The organism is Nocardia halotolerans (genome assembly GCF_042650145.1).
Classification (GTDB): Bacteria; Actinomycetota; Actinomycetes; order Mycobacteriales; family Mycobacteriaceae; genus Nocardia; species Nocardia halotolerans.
Genome location: NZ_JBHSDL010000005.1, coordinates 113,024 through 132,219 on the forward strand (window position 1 = coordinate 113,024; position 19,196 = coordinate 132,219).

Annotated in this window: 25 protein-coding genes; 16 read left to right on the forward strand and 9 right to left on the reverse strand. The window is 65.6% G+C overall.

Annotation, left to right across the window (positions count from 1 at the left end):
* Positions 1 to 10 precede the first annotated feature (10 nt).
* From ACFO5K_RS04665 to ACFO5K_RS04700, 8 genes are all read left to right on the forward strand, one after another.
* The gene (locus ACFO5K_RS04665; protein ID WP_378556147.1) at positions 11 to 352 is read left to right on the forward strand and encodes a phage holin; all 342 of its coding nucleotides are present in this window, start codon (positions 11 to 13) and stop codon (positions 350 to 352) included.
* Between the two features lie 27 nt (positions 353 to 379).
* Complete coding sequence (locus ACFO5K_RS04670) at positions 380 to 679, forward strand: hypothetical protein (protein WP_378556150.1); 300 nt, start codon at positions 380 to 382, stop codon at positions 677 to 679.
* A gap of 25 nt (positions 680 to 704) precedes the next feature.
* Positions 705 to 1,370: a hypothetical protein gene (locus ACFO5K_RS04675; RefSeq protein WP_378556153.1), complete on the forward strand. Its 666-nt coding sequence runs from the start codon at positions 705 to 707 to the stop codon at positions 1,368 to 1,370.
* A gap of 9 nt (positions 1,371 to 1,379) precedes the next feature.
* On the forward strand, positions 1,380 to 1,700 hold the full coding sequence (locus ACFO5K_RS04680; protein WP_378556156.1) for a hypothetical protein: 321 nt from the start codon (positions 1,380 to 1,382) through the stop codon (positions 1,698 to 1,700).
* 140 nt (positions 1,701 to 1,840) lie between these two features.
* Positions 1,841 to 2,923 (forward strand): hypothetical protein, encoded by a 1,083-nt coding sequence (locus tag ACFO5K_RS04685; RefSeq protein WP_378556159.1) that lies wholly within the window; start codon positions 1,841 to 1,843, stop codon positions 2,921 to 2,923.
* A 19-nt stretch (positions 2,924 to 2,942) separates the two neighbouring features.
* Positions 2,943 to 3,251, forward strand: coding sequence for an LtfC-like domain-containing protein (locus ACFO5K_RS04690; protein ID WP_378556162.1), 309 nt, complete (start codon positions 2,943 to 2,945; stop codon positions 3,249 to 3,251).
* A gap of 6 nt (positions 3,252 to 3,257) precedes the next feature.
* Entirely contained in the window at positions 3,258 to 3,611 is a 354-nt protein-coding gene (locus ACFO5K_RS04695) for a phage tail fiber protein (protein WP_378556165.1), read from the forward strand.
* 2 nt (positions 3,612 to 3,613) lie between these two features.
* Positions 3,614 to 4,675, forward strand: a complete 1,062-nt coding sequence (locus ACFO5K_RS04700; RefSeq protein WP_378556168.1) for a hypothetical protein — start codon at positions 3,614 to 3,616, stop codon at positions 4,673 to 4,675.
* 57 nt (positions 4,676 to 4,732) lie between these two features.
* Here the strand turns inward: ACFO5K_RS04700 and ACFO5K_RS04705 are convergent, their stop codons facing one another.
* Positions 4,733 to 5,110 carry a DUF2510 domain-containing protein gene (locus ACFO5K_RS04705; RefSeq protein WP_378556171.1) on the reverse strand — a complete coding sequence of 126 codons (378 nt, stop codon included), beginning with the start codon at positions 5,108 to 5,110 and terminating at the stop codon, positions 4,733 to 4,735.
* Between the two features lie 221 nt (positions 5,111 to 5,331).
* On the opposite strand from ACFO5K_RS04705, the gene ACFO5K_RS04710 reads away from it, so the two are divergent.
* The 3 genes from ACFO5K_RS04710 to ACFO5K_RS04720 all read left to right on the forward strand — a co-directional run bounded on the left by ACFO5K_RS04710 (position 5,332) and on the right by ACFO5K_RS04720 (position 7,947).
* Positions 5,332 to 5,526 carry a helix-turn-helix transcriptional regulator gene (locus ACFO5K_RS04710; protein ID WP_378556174.1) on the forward strand — a complete coding sequence of 65 codons (195 nt, stop codon included), beginning with the start codon at positions 5,332 to 5,334 and terminating at the stop codon, positions 5,524 to 5,526.
* Between the two features lies 1 nt (position 5,527).
* Positions 5,528 to 6,841, forward strand: coding sequence for a tyrosine-type recombinase/integrase (locus ACFO5K_RS04715; RefSeq protein WP_378556177.1), 1,314 nt, complete (start codon positions 5,528 to 5,530; stop codon positions 6,839 to 6,841).
* Positions 6,842 to 6,948: 107 nt separating this feature from the next.
* Positions 6,949 to 7,947 carry an AurF N-oxygenase family protein gene (locus ACFO5K_RS04720; RefSeq protein WP_378556180.1) on the forward strand — a complete coding sequence of 333 codons (999 nt, stop codon included), beginning with the start codon at positions 6,949 to 6,951 and terminating at the stop codon, positions 7,945 to 7,947.
* A gap of 27 nt (positions 7,948 to 7,974) precedes the next feature.
* On the opposite strand, the gene ACFO5K_RS04725 is transcribed toward ACFO5K_RS04720, so the two are convergent.
* Together ACFO5K_RS04725 and ACFO5K_RS04730 are read right to left on the reverse strand one after the other, a co-directional pair.
* On the reverse strand, positions 7,975 to 8,694 hold the full coding sequence (locus ACFO5K_RS04725; protein ID WP_378556183.1) for a TetR/AcrR family transcriptional regulator: 720 nt from the start codon (positions 8,692 to 8,694) through the stop codon (positions 7,975 to 7,977).
* A 38-nt stretch (positions 8,695 to 8,732) separates the two neighbouring features.
* Positions 8,733 to 10,049, reverse strand: coding sequence for a family 1 glycosylhydrolase (locus tag ACFO5K_RS04730; protein WP_378556186.1), 1,317 nt, complete (start codon positions 10,047 to 10,049; stop codon positions 8,733 to 8,735).
* 311 nt (positions 10,050 to 10,360) lie between these two features.
* Here ACFO5K_RS04730 and ACFO5K_RS04735 point away from each other — a divergent pair, with 311 nt between their 5' ends.
* On the forward strand, positions 10,361 to 10,849 hold the full coding sequence (locus ACFO5K_RS04735; RefSeq protein WP_378556189.1) for a nitroreductase family deazaflavin-dependent oxidoreductase: 489 nt from the start codon (positions 10,361 to 10,363) through the stop codon (positions 10,847 to 10,849).
* 10 nt (positions 10,850 to 10,859) lie between these two features.
* Entirely contained in the window at positions 10,860 to 11,594 is a 735-nt protein-coding gene (locus ACFO5K_RS04740; protein ID WP_378556192.1) for a helix-turn-helix transcriptional regulator, read from the forward strand.
* Between the two features lie 227 nt (positions 11,595 to 11,821).
* On the opposite strand, the gene ACFO5K_RS04745 is transcribed toward ACFO5K_RS04740, so the two are convergent.
* The 5 genes from ACFO5K_RS04745 to ACFO5K_RS04765 all read right to left on the reverse strand — a co-directional run bounded on the left by ACFO5K_RS04745 (position 11,822) and on the right by ACFO5K_RS04765 (position 15,061).
* On the reverse strand, positions 11,822 to 12,451 hold the full coding sequence (locus tag ACFO5K_RS04745; protein WP_378556195.1) for a TetR family transcriptional regulator C-terminal domain-containing protein: 630 nt from the start codon (positions 12,449 to 12,451) through the stop codon (positions 11,822 to 11,824).
* Positions 12,448 to 12,945, reverse strand: a complete 498-nt coding sequence (locus tag ACFO5K_RS04750) for a DUF3237 domain-containing protein (protein WP_378556198.1) — start codon at positions 12,943 to 12,945, stop codon at positions 12,448 to 12,450. The genes ACFO5K_RS04745 and ACFO5K_RS04750 overlap by 4 nt, the downstream gene beginning before the upstream one ends.
* Positions 12,942 to 13,394: an ester cyclase gene (locus tag ACFO5K_RS04755; RefSeq protein ID WP_378556200.1), complete on the reverse strand. Its 453-nt coding sequence runs from the start codon at positions 13,392 to 13,394 to the stop codon at positions 12,942 to 12,944. Before ACFO5K_RS04755 ends, ACFO5K_RS04750 begins: the two co-directional genes overlap by 4 nt.
* 145 nt (positions 13,395 to 13,539) lie before the next feature.
* On the reverse strand, positions 13,540 to 14,748 hold the full coding sequence (locus tag ACFO5K_RS04760; RefSeq protein ID WP_378556203.1) for a site-specific integrase: 1,209 nt from the start codon (positions 14,746 to 14,748) through the stop codon (positions 13,540 to 13,542).
* A 73-nt stretch (positions 14,749 to 14,821) separates the two neighbouring features.
* A complete protein-coding gene (locus ACFO5K_RS04765; RefSeq protein WP_378556206.1) occupies positions 14,822 to 15,061 on the reverse strand; it encodes a hypothetical protein in 240 nt (79 codons plus the stop codon).
* Between the two features lie 160 nt (positions 15,062 to 15,221).
* Between ACFO5K_RS04765 and ACFO5K_RS04770 the strand changes: the two genes are divergently transcribed.
* The 3 genes from ACFO5K_RS04770 to ACFO5K_RS04780 are packed head-to-tail and all read left to right on the forward strand — an operon-like array spanning position 15,222 to position 18,718.
* Positions 15,222 to 15,734 carry a hypothetical protein gene (locus tag ACFO5K_RS04770; protein WP_378556209.1) on the forward strand — a complete coding sequence of 171 codons (513 nt, stop codon included), beginning with the start codon at positions 15,222 to 15,224 and terminating at the stop codon, positions 15,732 to 15,734.
* A gap of 51 nt (positions 15,735 to 15,785) precedes the next feature.
* On the forward strand, positions 15,786 to 18,233 hold the full coding sequence (locus ACFO5K_RS04775; RefSeq protein WP_378556212.1) for a molybdopterin oxidoreductase family protein: 2,448 nt from the start codon (positions 15,786 to 15,788) through the stop codon (positions 18,231 to 18,233).
* Positions 18,230 to 18,718, forward strand: coding sequence for a hypothetical protein (locus ACFO5K_RS04780; protein WP_378556215.1), 489 nt, complete (start codon positions 18,230 to 18,232; stop codon positions 18,716 to 18,718). The genes ACFO5K_RS04775 and ACFO5K_RS04780 overlap by 4 nt, the downstream gene beginning before the upstream one ends.
* Before the next feature lie 17 nt (positions 18,719 to 18,735).
* Here ACFO5K_RS04780 and ACFO5K_RS04785 read toward each other — a convergent pair whose 3' ends face one another.
* The gene (locus ACFO5K_RS04785) at positions 18,736 to 19,146 is read right to left on the reverse strand and encodes a four-helix bundle copper-binding protein (RefSeq protein ID WP_378556218.1); all 411 of its coding nucleotides are present in this window, start codon (positions 19,144 to 19,146) and stop codon (positions 18,736 to 18,738) included.
* Positions 19,147 to 19,196 lie beyond the last annotated feature (50 nt).

Genomic DNA, 19,196 nt, shown 5'->3' on the forward strand with positions numbered 1-19,196 from the left:
GAGTTCCTTCATGTCTTTTGACTCTCTCCGCGACCTCTCCGCTGAGGTTCGTGGCCGCCTGTACGCGGTCCTCGCGCCCGTACAGGTCCTCCTGGTCACTCTGGGCGTCCTGACCGACGCCAACGCCGCCTTGTGGGGCTCAGCGGTCGCCGCGGTCCTCGGGTTCACCGTTGCTGGCGCGAATTCGACCGCTACCTGGCGCACCTGGCTGTACGGCGTCCTCGCCGTCACCCAGCCGGTTCTGATCACCTACGGGGTGTTCACCGGTTCCCAGGCGAGCGCCATCGTGGCGGTTGTCGTGACTGCTCTTGGTCTCGGTGTTGCCGCCGCCAAGACCCCATCCCTGGGGTAGCCGGTGTGGTCCGTCATCATCCCGGCGGTGACGGGCGACCTGAGCTTGGTCGTGGGGTTCCTGATCCCACGATCACGCTCGCTGGAATCGCAGCGCGCCGACTTCACCGCGGTCCTCGCACCGCTGCGTGACGAGCAGGCGAGCCTTCGTGACCGGATCGCGAAGCTGGAATCCCAGCACGAGGCCGATGTCAAGCAGCACTACCTCGACGTACGTCGTATCGACATCCTTGTCGATCACGTCCGCGATCTACGCGCATTCATCGCCCAGTACGTGCCTTCCCCGCCGCCGCCCCCGATCCCGCCCGAGATCTCTCAAGACATCTGAATACATGTGAAGGGGGTGATCCTCGGTGACTGCCCCCAATGAACCGATTCCGAATGGCTCAGTCGAACCTGGCGATTTCAACGCTTTTCAGGCGATGACGTCGGAGGATGTTGAAACCTCGCTCAAGGCGGGCGCCAAGGTTTCGTACGGCGGCGCCCAGAACACTCATGGCATTGAGGTCAAGTCCCGCATCAATGGGGCGTATGACGCGATTGCTGTGGTGGAGGGTAGCGCTGACGAGGCGGTCACTGCGTCTCAGGCGGCAGCCAATGCGGCTGCTAACGCTGTTGACATTGCTGACAAGGCGTACATCAACTCGTCGTTTTGGATCATCGAGTGTGTTGTGGCTAGCGCCGCGGTGGTGCTCGGTGACAACGAACTACTGCTGGGGCCCGTCCTTAACGTTCCGGATGGTCAGGATGCGTTCCTCACCGATGTGCATATTGCGCTCCTCACTCAACCCAACGGGATGCAGGTGGAGTGCAAGAAGTGGAACGCCACGGGTACCGCTTTCGTCACGTACACGACGGCCACGGTTGGCCCGAACGTGACCCGTTACAACATCCCGCTCCTCGAGGTTCCTGTTTTGGACAAGGAGCGGTTCTTTTACACGGTCCCGACGATCACCGGGTCTGTCGCACCCCAGGTTTTGCAGATCGCTGTTGCCGGGGTCTTTACCCCGACGCCTTAGGAGGCATTCGTGCTGATCTTTCATTGTATCGGTGCGACCGGCACGATCGAGTCGGCGCCGCGTATTCAACCGTATCGGGAAGCGTTGTGGGCGCGGGCGTTCGGGGTGGATTCGATGGTCGGGTTGTTCGATATGACTCCGGCTGCGCGCGCGATCGTCGTGTTTGATGCTGCGATCGCCCGGTTCAACACTGCTCCTGACGAGTTGCGCGAGTTCCTCGCTGCGGATGATCGGCTTGGGTTGCGTGGGAACCGGTTGGCGTTGGCGGGGATTCGTGCGTTCCTCGCTGACCATGGGGGCACGATTTCGGGGGCGTTCGAGGACGAATGAGCTTCCTAATCCGCCGCAACCTGCCCTTGGCGTGGGCGGGATGGAGAGATGAGTTCCAAAGGCCCGCCGAGAACCCACTCCAGCCGCCATGGAGACACTTGGGTGGCGGTGAGTCATATATCAACTCGGTTGGAGAGTTGGTGGTCACCGAACAGGTGGTCAACGATGATGGGCGCGGCCCATCCTATGGTTGGCAACCGTTCACGAAGAACTGGGGCTTCGAGTGCGAAGTGTGGTACCCGGTCGAAGGCATCGACAATCAGCACTTTTTCGTGGTATTCACTGACTCTTGGGTGAAAATCTCTAGCGACAAGTTTCAGAACGCGGCGGCTGTCGGATTCAAACACGAATTCGGTGGCGCCGACAATATCGCTTTCGCCCAGTTCGCCAGCATGTTCTCCCCGTTTCACAACCTCCAAACATGGTCGTCGCCAGTTGGTGCATTCAACGGAAAAACCCTCACGTTGCGTGTGTGGTGCGAGAACGACGAATGGCTGAGAATCTGGGTCAACGGGCACTACGTCGGCTCAAAAATGCCCACCGCCGACTACAAGTTCAACGACCTCCGCAGGTGCGTAAGGCTGGTCAATCGTTCCTACTGCCACTGCTACGTGCGATGGGTCAACCACTACGACCGGCCATCGACCATCCCGCCACTGTCTGTGTGGAGTTCCGTCTTCTACGACGACTTCAACCGTGCCGACGGGGCTGTCGGCGGCGGGTGGACACAACTCGGGACCGACGCCGGAATCGTCTCCAACCGGTACACCCACACCGGAACCAACGTCAACAGCGTCGGCCTCATCCGCAACGTCGGAAACCTCAACGGGCGCGCCCGAATCCAAGCCGTCGTCCGCAACCCCTCCACCATCGACGGGTCGCTGATGCTGTTCTGCAACGAAACGGGCACCCAAGCCCTCGTCGCGAACATCCGCAACAACAGCGTCTACCTCGGCCGCATGACCTCCTCCGTCAACGGCACACCATCCTTCTTCGACTTCCAAGACATCGGAGTAACCATCGCCGACGGCGACACCCTCGCATTCACCGTCTACGACGAAATCTCCTGGCTCGAAATCAACGGCACCCCAGCCATCTACGCAGGCAACGTCCACGACGTCGTCCCCCGGACCAACGCCTACGCCGGAGTCCGCGTCCGCTACGACGGATCCAACTCCCTCACATTCGACGACGTCCGAATCTATTCCGGCATCGGAACCTAACCCTTTATTGGAGGGCCGAATGCTCGGCAACGAACCCATCACCGAAACCCTGCTGCTCGTCAACGGGCAAGACTTCGTACACCAAATCGTCGTGCCCGAAGGGAACTTCATCCCAGTCGGCACCACCTGCACGCTCGTCATCTACGACCCCGCAGGAACCATCCTCGCCACCTGGACCGCCACAGTCACCACCGCATGGGTGGAATGGCTGATCCATTCCGAAATGTCCGACACCATCACCATCCCAGCACACTTCCGAATCTACGTGCATTTCGCCGACGGAAAAGACTACTGCTGGTACCGCGGCCAAGTGGCCCGACAGGACTGATACAAAATGGCAATTGCTGTAGCCGCCACACGCCAAGTGTTGGCCGACTCCTACAAAACCCTCTCCGGAGCCTCCACCGTCTGGGTCTCACTGCACACCGGCGACCCCGGCAGCACCGGCACCGCCGAAGCCTCCGGCGGCTCCTACGCCCGCGTCCAAGGCACCTGGACATCCGGTAGCGGCGGCTCACTGTCGATGGCCGAACTCACCTTCAACGCCCCCTCCGGAAGCTTCTCCTACGCCGGGCTGTGGTCCGCCGCCACCGACGGCACCTTCTACGACAAATGCGCGCTGGCCCCCTCCATCACCCTCGGTAGCGCGGGCACCATCAAAGTCACGCCCAGCTTCTCTGTGAGCTGACCATGGCTGTCCCGCTCCCCACCAGAACACGATGGGAAGCGGCCCTGCCAGACGGCGGCACCACACAGGCGGGACTACCCACCGGCACCCGCGCCCGCCTCCCCGGCCGCTTCTACATCCCGCCACCGATCGCCGCATCCACCGCCGAAGGCATCCTGGCCGCCACCACAACCCCCACCACCACAGCAGCATTCACCACCACCGGGACACTCACCGGAACCCAAACGCCAGCACCGGCAGCCCCGTTCACCGCCGAAGGCACGCTCGTCATCCCCACCGACAGGCTCACCGCCGACGCGGACACCAACGGCGCACTCACCGCTGCCGCAGCACCCGTCACCTACGCCCAATTCACCGCCGACACACTCCTCGCCGGCACACAGTCACCGGCACCCGGCGCTGACTTCACCGCGGTCGGGGAGATGCTGATCCCCACCAGTGCCGCGGTCTCACCGTTCACCGCGGAAGGTCAACTCGCAGCGAACACGGCCCCCGTCGCGGACGCACAGTTCACGGCAACCACAAACCTGTCGACCGCAACCTACGGGTCCACCGCAGCCATCTTCACCGCAGAAGGGGCCACCACAGCACCAGTCGTCGCATCCTCAACCGCACCGTTCACCGGTGCCGGCGCTCTCGGTGCTGCAGCGGTGTCGTTCTTCCCGTCCGGGATGACGAAAAGCGGCAACGTGTCGTGGACGAACTCATCTGGGTGGGTCACCATCCAGAGCTGGGTTCCCAACACCGGCACCTACCCCGGTAGCTCGGTGGATGCGTCGCATCGACTGGTCATGCAGGGGTCGAAGTCGGACGCCACGATCAGTGGCCAAGCCGCCTACACCAACAACGGTTTCGGCCAATCCCACCAACTGCGGGTCGTCGACCAACTCGGCAACGTGATCGGATCACCTGGGGCGGCGGTTACGTCAGCCCCGACCGGCACGGTCACAGTGACCGTCACCGGCGTCAACCTCTCGGGCATCACCGCAATCGCATTGCAGATGTCCGGCAGCACCAGCCCCGGCACCCTGACCGCATCAGGCACATTCCTGACAGTCACCTAACCGGCGCAGACACAAAGCAGCCCCCAACCTTCCGAGGTTGGGGGCTGCTGTGGTGTCTCACTGCCCAATCGGCGGCTGCACCTGCTCGCACCACTTCTCCCCATCGAACCAGCGCGTCACCCCCTGAGGGTCGACGTACCAACCCGCCGGTGGATGCGCTGCGAACGTGTTCACGACCACCGGGTCCGGTCGTTTATCGCCGATCCTCACCAGTGCACGAATCATCAGTACGACCAAGGCTCCGAACCCGAGCACGATGGCTAACCCGACCGCCTCACCGGACGTGAAGTTGTTGGCGGACATGTAGGCGAACAGCAAGCCGCCCGCCAGGCACACGGTGAGCCAGTGGGGGATCAGCGGCGCTGGTTTGCCGGGTGACTGGGTTGTCACCGCGGGCGGCGGCATGCCGGGCGGCTGCTGCTGCGGAAAGGTCATGGCGTGCCCCCTGGCTCGGGTTGATTCAGGGAGTGTACGACGGCGGCATCCGTCGCGAACAGGCATGGCGAAACCCGGCGTGGCCTCCTCTGGGATTCTTCCACGCCGACCTTGTGAAATGCAATGCACAGTGTAATCTGCATTGTAATCCACTAGTGCCGACGTAAGGGGTGCCAATGCCCAGGAACACCACACCAACACCTACGAAACCCACCGCTACCGTGTCGACCCTTCCGGTCGAATGCCTATGGCGGATCGACGAGCTCGCCACCTACCTCGACGTGCCGAAGGACACCATCTACGAGTGGCGCAAGTCCGGCCTAGGGCCGCGCGCCATCAAGGTCGGCAAGTCGCTGCGATGGCGACCCAAGACCGTCGAGCTCTGGCTCGACGAGCGGGAAGAAGAGGCCGCCTGAAATGAGCCACATCAAGGACCAGTGGTGGGGCGAGGAACCCGACCCCAACAACCCGAAGAAGAAGATCCGATTCAAGAAGCCCGGCTTCGGCAAGGGCATGCGGTACAAGGTCGTCTGGACGCCACCAGGGCAGAAGGAAACCTCAAAGTCGTTCCCGGACGGAAAGAAGCGCGAAGCTCAAGAGTTCCAAACCTTCATCGACAACTCCATCCTCGACCGCAAATACATCGACCCGAAAGCGGGCCGGCGCCCATTTGACGACGTTGCCGCCGAGTGGGTGAAGACCACCTCACCGGACCCGGCGTCTCGGGACACCAAGAACGCCCACCTCGACAACAACATCCGGCCCTTCTTTGCAGGCAAGACGATCGAAGCTGCGGCGGCACCCTCCATGTTGCGTGACTGGACCCAGTGGCTCAACGAACGCCGATACGGCGGGAAACGCGACGGGGCGCACAAGGGGCGCCCTCTCAGCCCGATCTACAAGCTGCAGTCATTCCAGGCGTTGAACGGCATTTTCGCTCTGGCAGTGTCGGAGCGATTGATCTTGGACAACCCCTGCAAAGCCAAAGAGGCTCAGGTGCCCCGTGTGCCCAAGCGGCTCTACATCCCGTGGTCCCGTGACCGGGTCGATGCGGTGTGGGGTGGGCTCGCAGACCGGTGCAAGATCGTCGTGCCGATAGGGGTGGGGTCCGGCCAGCGGGCCGGGGAGATGTTGGGGTTGTCCCCGGCGGACATCGATCGCCGCGACATGGTGATCAATGTTGGTCGTCAAACCAAGCGTGTCGTCGGTGGTGTGGTGTTCTCGCTGCCGAAGGCCAACAAGACCCGGCAGGTGCCGTTGTCGAAATCTGAGCTGCGGGCGATCGACGAGCATATGGAGCAGTTTCCGCCGGTGGCGGTGACGCTGCCGTGGCAGGTGTTGGATGGTGAGCGGGTCACGGTGGAGTTGCTGATCACCGATGAGGAGGGTGAGCCGTGGTACGTGACTCGGTTCCTGCAGGGGCCGTGGGACAAGGCGTTCGCGGAGGCGGGGTTGGATCGCCGTCGGCAGTTGGACGGGTTGCATGCGTTGCGGCACCTGTATGCAAGCCAGCAGTTAGCTGGCGGTGTGTCGGTGCGGGAGTTGGCGGACTATTTGGGGCATGAGGACGCGGCGGTGACGTTGCGGACGTACACCCATCTGATGCCGACGAGTGCACCGCGGTCGAGGAGCGCAACGGATGCTTGGTTCGAGCGGATCCAGCCTGCCACGGCCCAGGGACGGCCTGACGAGGTTTTGGAGGATGATGGGTCGCTGTTGCCGGAGGAGTGACACACCTGCGCCCGGGGTTGTTTGAGACTGTGAGTCTCAGTTATTCTGGGTCAACGGTGTGACGACTGCAACAGTGGCGCGCACCGAAGCGAACCGAGGAGGCACCGATGACGCTGACCGAATCGAGCCGTGGCGCACTCATCACCGAGGAGTATCGAGAGGCGTTGGCAACCCTGTCCCAGGGATCTGTCGACCGGAATTTCGATCCCTACCTCGACATCGATTGGGATGCCCCCGAGCTCGCTCTGGACCCGAACGACCCGCGCTGGGTCCTTTCCCCGGACGTCGACCCGCTGGGCGCCACACAGTGGTACCAGAACCAGCCACTCGACAAGCAGATCGCGATCGGCAAGTGGCGTACCGCCAATGTGATCAAGGTCGGCGCCGCCTTCGAGAGCGTGCTCATCCGCGGGATGATGCAATACATCATGAAGCTGCCCAACGGCTCGCCCGAGTTCCGGTACTGCTTGCACGAGATGACCGAAGAGTGCAACCACATCCAGATGTTCCAGGAACTGGTGAACCGCATCGGCGTCGACGTGCCGGGCATGCGACCGCTGTTCCGGGCCCTGTCCCCGCTGATCGGCGTGGCCGGCGGCTACGCGCACGCGATCCTGTTCATCGGCATCCTCGGCGGCGAGGAACCGATCGACCACTACCAGAAGGCCGTGATCCGCGAAGGCGCGCACATGCCGCCGCTGGTGCTGCGGACCATGCAGATCCACATCGCCGAGGAAGCGCGCCACATCTCCTTCGCCGGTGACTTCCTCGCCGCCCACATCGGGCAGATGGGCAAGTTCAACCGCGGTGTGTGTTCGGTGGCCTTCCCCATCGCGATGCGCTGGCTGGCCGGGGAGATCATGGCGCCGCCGCGCTCGTTCGCCACCGAGTTCGGTATCCCGCGCGAGGTGATCCAGCAGGCGTTCTGGAAGTCGGAACACTCGCAGAAGATCCTGTCGGGCTACTTCGGTGACATGCGCAAACTGGCCGAGGACCTCGAATTGATGAACCCGGCCGCCAAGCGGATGTGGAAGGCGCTCGGCGTGGACGGTCCGGTCTCGCGCTATCGCAGCGAACCCGAACGCAGCGCCCGCCGCAGCGCGTGAATCGATCCCAGTCGGCGACCGGTGGGCTCAGCCGGTCGCCAGCTGGGTGATGACGGTGGTGAGCGGCTGCTCGGGATCCAGGGTGAGACCGTGGCGGCGGGCGACGCCGTCGACCACGTGCCAGGCGTAGGAGGAGACCTCTTCGATCAGCTGATCCCTGGTGAGCACCGGGTCCGGATCGTTGGCCCAGCGGGTGACGGTGGCCTCGGTCATCGAGACGATCGCGAAGGTCATCGCGTCGGCCGAGCCGTCGTCGGCCACACCGACGACGCCGGCCAAACCGGTCACCAGTGCTCTGGTCGACGCGGCGATCGTGGCGATCAGCGCGCTCATCGCGTCGACGTCGGTACCGGCCTCCGAAGGGCCGGTGCGCAGGAAGTCGTGCAGACGCGGATGCACCTGCACCCAGGTGACCACCGCGCCGACGGTGCGCACGAGGATTTCATGGATCGAACCGTCACCGATGTCGAGCGCGTCCTCGATCTCGGTGACGAAGCGGTCGGCGATCTCGCGCCGGATCCGCCGGTCCAGTTCGTCCCGGCCGGCGAACTGCCGGTACACCACCGACTTCGCCAGGCCCGCGTGCTCGGCGATCTGCACGATCGGTACTTCCACGCCGGCGGGCGCCTGCTCGATCAGCTCGATCCCCGACAGCACGATCCGCTCCCGGCGGCTGTCGTTGTGCGGCTGCCACCGAGCTTGTCTGCCGCTCACGGCGCTGGCGGGTCGTGACGTTGCGCTCGACACCCGCCCGAGTGTAAAGCAACCGTCGCCGCCGCCCACCGCTACTGCGGGACGGATACCGGATCGGTGCAACTGCGCAGTGCGTCGACGAGCGAACACGGAACCGGCGCGCGCGTCGGTCGATAGTCGGTGGGTACTCCGCCCGCCGCGGTGATCGCCCGGTAGGCCGCCACGGCGTCGGTGGGTCGGCGGGTGAGCGTGGGATCGGTCAGCACGTCCACCGTGTAGAGACCGAAACGTGGTGTGTAGGAACCCCATTCGTAGTTGTCGGTGAGGCTCCAGTAGTTGTAGCCGAGCAGGGGGATGCCGTCGGCGACGGCGCGTTGCAGCCAGTAGACGGTGTCACGCAGGGAGTCGGCGCGGGTGTAACCGTCGGCGCGGGGCAGACCGTTCTCGGTCGGCATGCCGTTCTCCACGATGTAGAGCGGGCGACCGGGAAACTTCCGCGCGTAGTGATCGAGCGCGTAGTAGATGCCCTCGGACTGCAACGGCATCGTCCAGAGCTCGTCGATATCGAGTGTCGGCAGCTGGCTGGGGGACAGGCCGTAGTAGTAGTCGATGCCGATGTAGTCCAGGCGGGCCGAGATCAGCTCGAGCAGTGGACCGCTGATCGCGTCGTCGACGGCGGGGATGTAGGCGAGATTGCTCGTCACCAGGGCGCCGGGGTGCACGGTGTGGATGTAGTCGTAGATGCTGTTGTGCGCCTGGGCGATCCGTTCCCCCATGGTGAACACATCACCTGGACCGATGCCGCCGTTGCGCAGCTCGTTGAGCAGGTACACCGTGGGTTCGTTGAATGTCACCCACAGCGGGTCGGCGGCGGCGAAGCGGTCGACGACGCGGCGGGCGTTGGTCAGCCAGTTCCCGACGCTGCCCGGGTCGCGCCAGCCACCGCGGTCGGCTGCCCAGCCGGGGTAGACCCAGTGATCGAGTGTGAGCATCGGGCGCATCCCGGCATCGGTGATCGTCTCGATCACGTCGGTGTAGAAGGCGAAGGCGGCCTCGTCCCATACTCCTGGCTGCGGTTGCAGGCGAGCCCATTCGATGCCGATGCGGTACACGCGCACACCGAGGTCGGCGGCCAGTGCGATGTCGGAGCGGTAGTACTGCCGGAAGTCCACGGAGTTCAGATAGGGATCTTTCGCCGGATCCGACTCGGCGTAACGGCGCCAATTGCTGTCCGGCGCATCGCCTTCGGCCTGAAATCCCGAAGCGGCTACGCCCCAGAGGAAGTCGGGTGCCAACGGTGCGAGCTGCGCGGGCGGCCGGCCGAGAGCGGGGGAGTGGCCGGCTGCGAGGGTCGCTGCCACGGCCAGGGCGATCGTCGCGAGGATCCGTCGGCCGGTGGGGGAGGGCATGGGGCTCCTGCGGGGTAGTGGCGGAGGGGCGTTGATCCAGTGTGCGGCACCGATCTGGGCAGCGGGGGAAATCAGGCCGGTCGGATGAGCCGACCAAGGCGGGCAATCTGGCAAAAATAACATCACCATACGTAGATATGCGCATCTAACTATGTCTTTCTCCTTAGGTACCACCAGTGGGCACCAACCAACATGTGCCAACCAAATCAACCCAGCTACAAGGAAGGCCAGGGGCGGCCAGCCGAGTGAGTTGCCTCTCAGGAGCACCTCGTGAGTCGGCCGATTCGGTGTCCTCGAGCCAGGATTCGAGGATGGTATGGAATCCCTTGCCGAATGTCGCGCGCATGATCGCCGCACAGCCCTGGGCGATGCACGGAGCCGGCGTCGTGTTGCCCGCCGAGCGATGGGTGCGCAGGCTCAGTGGTGGGAGATGGGGCGTACTGGATCTGGCCGGGCTGCCATCGATCGAGGTGACGGTGGTCGGTCGCAAGACCGGGTTGCCCCGCACCACCTCGCTGCTGTGCGTTCCCGACGGTGACGGGTTCTATCTCGTCGGTTCGAACTGGGGTAAGCCGAAGCACCCGGCTTGGTCGGCCAATCTGCGTGCCGCGCGCACCGCCTCGGTGCGCTACGACGGGAGTGCCGCGTTTCCGGTGTCAGTCAGCGAGGTCACCGGCGTGGAGCGTAAGCGGGTGTGGGACCAGGTCGTGGAGTTCTGGCCGGGCTACGAGATGGAGTTCCAGCTCTCGGGCGGTCGCGAGTTCCGCATCTTCCGGCTGGATCGGATCAGCGACCGGTGACGCCGAATAGATGACCGGTGCGAACGGATGGGCCGGCACCATGCTGCTGCGGCCCGGTTTGATGATGATGACGGGCGAGGTCGGAGCCACGGCGTTGCACGCGCACCACACGGTGCAGGTATTGACGAGTGAATCCACGTTCCGTATCGGCGACGCCCACGGCGCCACATCGAGCTGCCGGGCCGTCGTGATCCCGCCGAACACGAGCCATCGAGTGGTCCAGGGTGCTGGCGCGTCGACGCTGATCCACGTGGCCCCCGAAGCGGCTGTGGCGACGGTCCTGTGTCCTGAACCTGCGGACACGGTCGATGTCTGGGTGCGTCACGGTGCCCGGTTCGCCGCAGACCCGATCCGGACGGCGGCTGTTGCCGCCGGTGCGGTGGAGCCGGTCCGCACCACCTGGCACCCGGCGTTGCGCCGAGCCCGGGCGGAACTGCCCGAGCTTCTGGCCGAGGGCCCGGTGCGACTCGGCGAGGTCGCCCGGCGGGTTCAGCTGTCCGAGAGCCGGCTGGCGCACTTGTTCTCCGCTGAAGTGGGACTTCCCTTCCGGGCGTACGTGCGCTGGCTACGGATGCAGCGAGCGGTCCGGCTGGTCGCCGCGGGACGGACTCTCACCGAGGCCGCCCACGGTGCCGGATTCGCCGACAGCGCGCACCTGAACCGGGTCTGCCACAGCATGTTCGGCGCGGCACCGTCGGACTTCGGACATCTGCGGTTGGTGGACGAGCCCGGTCGTGATTCGTAGCAGGTTTGTTCAAGTGGTGGACCGGTGCGGGCTGCGACGCTGTTGCGCATGCACGACAACTCCGGAGTCACTCATTTCACCTGTGCCTGTCGACGTCCGATCCGCGTGTGAGGCCGAACTGAGTCTCACACGTCGGATCACCATTGTCTGCTTCTGAGGGGTCGCCTTCGGGAGCCCGCACATCGGGCGGCGAAGGCGTTGGAGCACTTGGTGATTCGATTCGGGATTCACAGTACGTTCGCGGACGTGGGGTTCGGTGGTAGGAGGCCGTCGAGCACACGTCGCAGTTTCTCGACGCCATCGGATTCGCCGAGCCGTAGGGCGGTGTTGGTGGCGTTGAGGGCGGCGTCGAGCTGGAAGACGGCCAGGTCGATGTCGGTTTCCGGAAGCGGTCGGCCCGCGACGGCGTGTTCGAGCTGGCGTGCCAGGATGGCGAGCCAGTCGTGACGCTGCTGCACGAGTACGTCGCGGATCGGCCCGGGGTGACTGTCGAACTCCGCGAGATTGGCGTTCCAGAAGCACCCGCCGGGGAACAGCGGTTGCGCGACATAAGCAATCCACTGTTCGAGGAGGGCGCGCAGTCGGGGCGCGCCCTCCGGCGCTTCCTGCGCTGGGCGGATGACCGCGTCGACGAAGACCTCGCGGGCGGTTTCGACAGTGCACAGCTGCAGGTTCTGCTTGGTGCGGAACAACGTCTGGATTCCCGCTTTGCTGATGTCGAGGTCATCGGCGAGGCGTCCGAAGCTGAGGCAGCCGAGGCCGTCCAGCGAGGCGACATCGACCGCATGCCGGGTGATGATCTGCCGTGACCGCGCCCCCCGCTGCCGACGCCGATCGCTGCTCGGTGCGTCCGTCACAACACGTGCTCGACGTGGTACGCGACACCGCCGTCGACCAGGTATCCCGTGCCGACCGTGACGATGTCGTTGAGCCAGGCGTAGCGGGTGGACCCGGTTTCGAACAGCGGGTTCGTGCGGAAGTAGTACCGCGCCGGGTCGATTCGGTGCCGGGTGGCCGGGTCGGCCATCTCGGTGCGCACGTCCGGCGGGATCACCCAGCGGCCCTGATAGGTCATGAGTAGCGACTCGCCATCGTCGGTGCGCAGGGTCAGCCGGACATCGAGCAGCATCGTGCCGTCGGGTCGGTGCAGCGCCCAGTCGCCACCACCCGCGACCACTTCACCCCGCAGCCGTGGGCCCTGGAACGATCCTCCGGCCGCACCGTAGAGTACGCGGCGGCCCAGCGGGCCGTCGTCGCCGAAGCGCACCGGGCGGTTCAGGTCCACCACGATGTCGAACAGTGGCGCGGTCCGGGTTGTCTCGACAGGCCTGATGCGCGTTTCGATGGTCATTTCCGGGCTCCTTCCAGCTCGGTGGTGCCGAACAGGGTGTGTCGCACCGCGTCGGTGGACACCCCCGACTGCGCGCACAGGACCGACAGGTCGAAAAAGAATCGTTCACCGGCGATCAGGTCGTCAGCGAAGGTGAACGTGATGAACACCGGAACCTCCGCCCGCCTGCCGTTGGGGGTGACTCCGAATCTGTTGCCGGTCAGGGTCATTCGTGCGGTACCCCAGCACACGAGCGTTTCATCGTTGTCCGCGTGCCCGGCCAGCTCGATCTGATAGTCCGGAAAGGACGCGAAGAACCGTGCCAGCGCGCGTTCGTTCTCCGACAGCCCCCGGGCTGTCGTCCCGAATGCCGGGCTTTCCAGCAGGATGTCCGGGTGCAGCAGTCGCAGCGCTGCGGGCAGGTCCTGCCTGCTCTTCGCCACGGCCAGGTCCTGTGCCAGCTCGAACATGCGGTGACTGTCCATGGTCGTCCTCTGATCGCTCGTCCGGCCGGATGGGGCGGCATCCATGGAGAAAAGAATACATACGACCGTATGTATAGGTCAAGACTGGTATCGCACGTAGGCGATCGCGCCCGCAGCGCGAACGCGCGTGTCAGAGGCCGAGTTTGGTGACGGCGTTGTCTTCGAGGGGGTTGGCGGTGCGAATGTAGCCGTGCACGGTGCGTGGGTTCGCCCAGCGGCCCTGCCGCATGATCTCGCGGTCGCTGGCGCCGCCGAGAGCGGCCTGGGTGGCGAAGCCGGCGCGCAGGGAATGCCCGGAGAACAGGGTGGGGTCCAGGCCCGCGCGGGCGGCGTAGCGCTTGACGAGTTCGGCGACCGCGCGCCCGGACAGGGCCGTGGCGCCGATGGAGCCGTGCCGGTTGATCGTGGGGAACAGGGGGCGCAGCGGGTCGGCGCTCAGTGGGGTGCCTGTGAAGCCGTGGCAGCGGTGGATGGCGGTGTCATCGGCGAGGTTCGCGTGTGCCAACTCTCGGGCGCCCTGGTCGCCTGCCTCGGCATGGACCTCGAGTAGCCGGACCCAGTCGGCGAACGCGCACACCGGGCAGGTGTGTGGGTGTTTGCCGCGGGGCAGTGCGATGCGTTGCTCGGCCACACCGGTGGGGTCGGTTTTGGTGGTGGGCAGGTGCACGACGAGCAGTGGTTCGCCGGTGGTGTGGTCGGTGCGGGCATGCACGTCGCTGATCCGCAGGGCGGCGAGTTCGCTGCGGCGCAGCGCGCCGGCGAAGCCGACCAGCAGTGCCAGGGCGTCGCGGCGGCGGGCGGGTTCGGCGGGCCAGCCGGGTGCGGGGAGTTGCGCGAGGAGCTGATCGAGGGTGTGCAGCAGGACCGGCCGTTTGCGGGTGGGGGTGGAGCGGCGGGTGCGGCGGATGCCGCGCAGGGTGAGCCTGACGACGTCGGAACGGGTGGGCGAGGCCAGTCCGTTGGCGGCGTGGACGGCGGCGATGGCCGCGGACTTGCGGTCCAGGGTGGCGGGGCTGAACGCCCAGGTGCCGTTGTCACGTCGGGCGTCGGCGGCCGCGGCGAGGTAGACCGCGACGTCGAGCGGGTCGGCGGGCAGGGCCTGCCGGTGTTCGGTCGCGCACCAGGCGGCCCAGGCGATCCAGTCGGTGCGGTAGGCGCGCAGCGTGTTCGCCGACTGGGATGCTTCCAGGTAGCGGCGCAGCGCACCGGCTTGGGCGTCGTCGAAGCGTTCGCGGACCAGGCGTAGCGCGGCGGTGTCGATCAGGACGCTGCGTACGCCTCGGCGCAGTTCGGTGCGTACCTGTTCGGGAAGTACGACTGCCGTGTCGCTGCCGCTCACGTCGCCACTCCTCGGGTGGATCAGTCCGTTGCCGATGTCCTTCGGCTCGTGAGCCTAGTCATCGGGCCGGCATTCACGGCAGTTCTTCCAGTTCGGCGAGCTTGGTGTGGATGAACGCGGCGAGCCGGTGCCGTGCCGCGCCGGTGAGAAAGCTGGTGTCGCCGAGGCGTGGGAAGTGGTCGTCGACCGGTTCGGCCGGGGTGGCGGTGGGGTCGGGCGAATCGCCGACGAGTTCGAGACGTGCCGGATGCTGCTGGGGGAGAGGAACATTCGGTTCGTCCGGGTCTGTGGTTGCTGCTCCGGTACGTACCATGCCTGAACCCTAACGTTTTGATCACGGCGGTTGCCAACATGACAGCCCTCGTAGTGACGACCGACACGTTTTGTTCGTTATAGATCATGATGCCCGGTTCCACGGCTTTTCCGTGCCTCCCGCGCGGATTGAGATCGGCGAATCCGGCTACTCGCTGGGCATGGTTTCCAGTCGACGGATGTTGATGGTGACGGCGTTGTCGATCGCGGTCGCGGCGGCCGGGTGTGCGGACGAGGCAGGGGAGAACTCGTCGCACGCCCGCGGCAGCGAGGGCGTGGTCGGGGCGATCACCGTGCAGAACGCCTATCTGGTTCCCGACGTGGAGGCGGGGACGTGCGTGGTGCAGCACGACGGTCCGGCCGAACTGTCGTTCACCGCGACCAACCGTGGTGACGTCGCGGACCGGCTCACGAAGATCGAGACCGATGCGGCGGCGTCGGTGCAGCTGCCCGGCGAGCCCGAGAAGCTGGTGGTTGCGGCCGGGGGCGGTTTGGCCGCCGGGCAGCCGATCGAGCAGCCCGATGCGTCGGAGCCGATCGCCGTGCGGGTGCGGCAGCTCGAGGAATGGGTGCAGCCTGGCCGCAACGTGGACATGCGGTTCACGTTCGAGAACGCGGGGACATTGGACCTGGCTGTACCGGTCGACGCGTGCCCCACCCAGCAGACGCCGTGACCGGCGGAGTTTCAACTCGGCGGGGACGGGCATGGCGCGAGTGTGACCGATATGGATCGAATTGCCGAGCCGTGGGGTTCGCGGACTCCTTACGGCAGTGGGCAGACGTGGCCTGTTCGGGTGGACACCTACCTCGAATCGGGGGTGGTCGAAGAGGAGGTCGATACGTGGGTGCAGTCGGCCTCGGTGCTGCATTCCAACGGTGACGGGTTGGATCTGGCGGTTCGGGACGGACGGATCGTCGGAGTGCGGGGCCGCGCGGTCGACCGGGTGAATCACGGGCGGCTGGGGCCCAAGGACCTGTTCGGGTGGCAGGCCAACAACTCGGCGGATCGGTTGACCGTGCCGCTGATCCGGCGCGAGGGGCGGCTCGTCGAGACGGACTGGGACACCGCGATGGAGGCCGTGGTGGGTCGCGCGCGGGAGTTGCTGGACGAGCGCGGGCCCAGCTCGCTCGGTTTCTACACCAGTGGGCAGTTGTTCCTGGAGGAGTACTACACGCTCGGCTTGATCGGGCACGGCGGTATCGGCACCAATCACATGGACGGCAACACCCGGTTGTGCACGGCGACCGCGGCGGCGGCGTTGAAGCAGTCCTTCGCCTGCGACGGGCAGCCCGGTTCCTACACCGACGTCGATCACGCCGATGTGATCGCCCTATTCGGCCACAACATGGCCGAGACCCAGACGGTGTTGTGGGCGCGGGTGCTCGACCGGTTGGCGGGGCCGAACCCGCCGGCGATCGTGTGCGTGGATCCGCGCAGCACTCCGGTCGCACGGGCCGCGACCGTGCACCTGGCGCCGCGTCCGGGCACGAACGTGATGTTGATGAACGGTCTGCTGCACGAGATCATCGGCAACGGCTGGATCGACCAGGACTACATAGACGCCCACACCGTCGGTTTCGACGAACTGCGCACTGCGCTCGCGGACTATTCGGCAGAGCGGGTGGCGAGGGTGTGCGATGTGCCGGTGGAGGATTTGAGAGCCGCCGCTCGCCTGCTGGGCGGGGCCCAACGGTTGCTGTCGACGGTTCTGCAGGGCTTCTATCAGTCCCATCAGGCCACCGCGGCTGCTGTGCAGGTGAACAATGTGCACCTCGTGCGCGGCATGTTGGGCAGGCCGGGGTGCGGGATCTTGCAGATGAACGGTCAGCCGACGGCGCAGAACACCCGTGAGTGCGGGGCCGACGGCGATCTGCCCGCGTTCCGGAACTGGGCCAATGACGAGCACATCGCGGACTTGGCGCGGGTGTGGAACGTGGATCCGATGCGGATCCCGCATTACACCGCGCCCACGCATCTGATGCAGATGATGCGCTACGCCGAGGACGGTTCGTTGCGGTTTCTGCATGTGAGCGGTACGAATCCGGCGGTGTCGCTGCCGGAGCTGGCGCGGGTGCGCGACATCCTCACCCAGGATCGGCTCTTTCTGGTGGTGCAGGATCTGTTCCTGTCCGAGACCGCGCAGCTGGCCGATGTGGTGTTGCCCGTGGCGGCCTGGGGTGAGAAGACCGGCACCTTCACCAATGTCGATCGGACGGTGCACCTGTCGGAGCAGGCGGTGGACCCGCCGGGGCAGGCGCGCTCGGATCTCGACATTTTCATCGACTTCGCGCAGCGGCTGGGTCTGACCGACAAGGACGGTGCGCCGCTGGTGAAATGGCGCACCCCGGAGGAGGCGTTCGAGGCGTGGAAGCGGTGCACGCGGGGGCGTCCGTGTGACTACACGGGGTTGTCCTATGAAAAATTGCGTGGGGGCAGTGGGATCCAATGGCCTTGTAACACCGAACATCCCGATGGGGCTGAACGTCTTTACACCGACGGTGACTTCTTCAGCGCTGCGGACGAGTGCGAGAGCTACGGGCGCGATCTGGTGACCGGTGCACCACTGGAGCCCACCGAGTACCGGGCGATGAATCCGTTGGGCAAGGCGATCATCAAGGCTGCCGAGTACCTGCCACCGCACGAGCCGATCTCGTCGGATTTCCCGTATCACCTGATCACGGGGCGCACGCTGTACCACTTCCACACCCGAACCAAGACCGGGCGGGCACCGCAGTTGCAGGATGCGGCACCGCAGGTGTGGGTGGAGATGTCGGATGCCGATGCGCGCCGGCACGGTTTCGGTGAGGGTGATCTGCTCGAAGTCGCTACCGCGCGCGGGGTGGTCCGGGCGCGGTTGCGGGTCAGTGGTATCCGGCCGGGTGTGGTGTTCTTGCCGTTCCACTACGGCTATTGGGACACTCCGGGCGGTCACGAGCCCGGGGACGGGCCGAGCCGTGCCGCCAACGAGCTCACCATCACCGATTGGGATCCGGCGTCCAAACAGCCGTTGTTCAAGGCCGGCGCCGCACGGGTGGAGCGGGTCGCGGCCGGTGACGGCACACCCGCTGCCGCCCCCACCACGACCGGTTCGCGTCCCGTGCGCGCCGGTGTGCCGGAGACGTCGGGCGGTGCGGCGGGTACTGCCGTTGAGCGGATGGGAGGCGCGTCGTGAGCAAGGTGGGTCTGGTGATTCGGGAACTGCACCGGGGGGAGAACAAGCTGGCCGCGCAGTTGCTGCACGCGTCGGACCGGCACAAGGTGGATCACGAGATCTTCCACCTGGGCCGGGACCTCGCCCGTTGGTCTCAGCAGCATGTTCGGGAGCTGGCCCGGGTGGGTCACGACTACGACTTGGATCTGGACCCGGAGCCGGCTGACGACGACACGATCGTGGCGGCGTTGCGGCAGAAGGGCAGTGAACTGCTCGGTGGTTACCACACGCCGGCCCTGTTGTTGTTGCGTGATCTGCGCGCGATCCACCGCACCGCGGCCGGGGTTTCGCTGGACTGGGAGATTCTGGCGCAGACCGCGCAGGCGCTGGCTGATCGGGAACTGCTGGGCACGGCGAAGCACTGCCATCCGCAGACGTTGCGTCAGTTGCGTTGGGCCAATGCGGAGTTGAAGGCGCACGCGGCTCAGATCATGGTGGCGCCATGATCTGAGCCGCGCCGGGCTCAAGGGTTGCTCGCGGCGAGCAGGTCGCGGCAGGCTCGGGCGCAGCGATGGCAGGCGTCGGCGCAGATGCGGCAGTGTTCGTGGCGGGCGGCGTGGCGGTCGCATTCCTGGCCACACCGTTCGCAGATCAGGGCGCACGCCTCGAGCAGGGCCCGGGTGGTGGCCTGGTCTTCGCCACCGCGGCGCGAGAGCACGGCGGCGGTGGTGGTGCAGATGTCGGCGCAGTTCAGGTCGGTGCGGATGCAGTCGCGCATGGCTTCGAGGGATTCTTCGCTCAGACAGGCGTCGGCGCAGACTGTGCAGGTCTGCGCGCATTCCCAGCACGCTTCGATGCAGGCGATCAGTTGTTCCTGGTTGGGGTCGGCGGCGTTGGCGGGGTGGGATTTCACCATGGCGGCGATCGTGTTCATCGCGTATTCCTCCTTGATCCTTGTCGGTCCTGGAGCGTTGTTGGCTGATA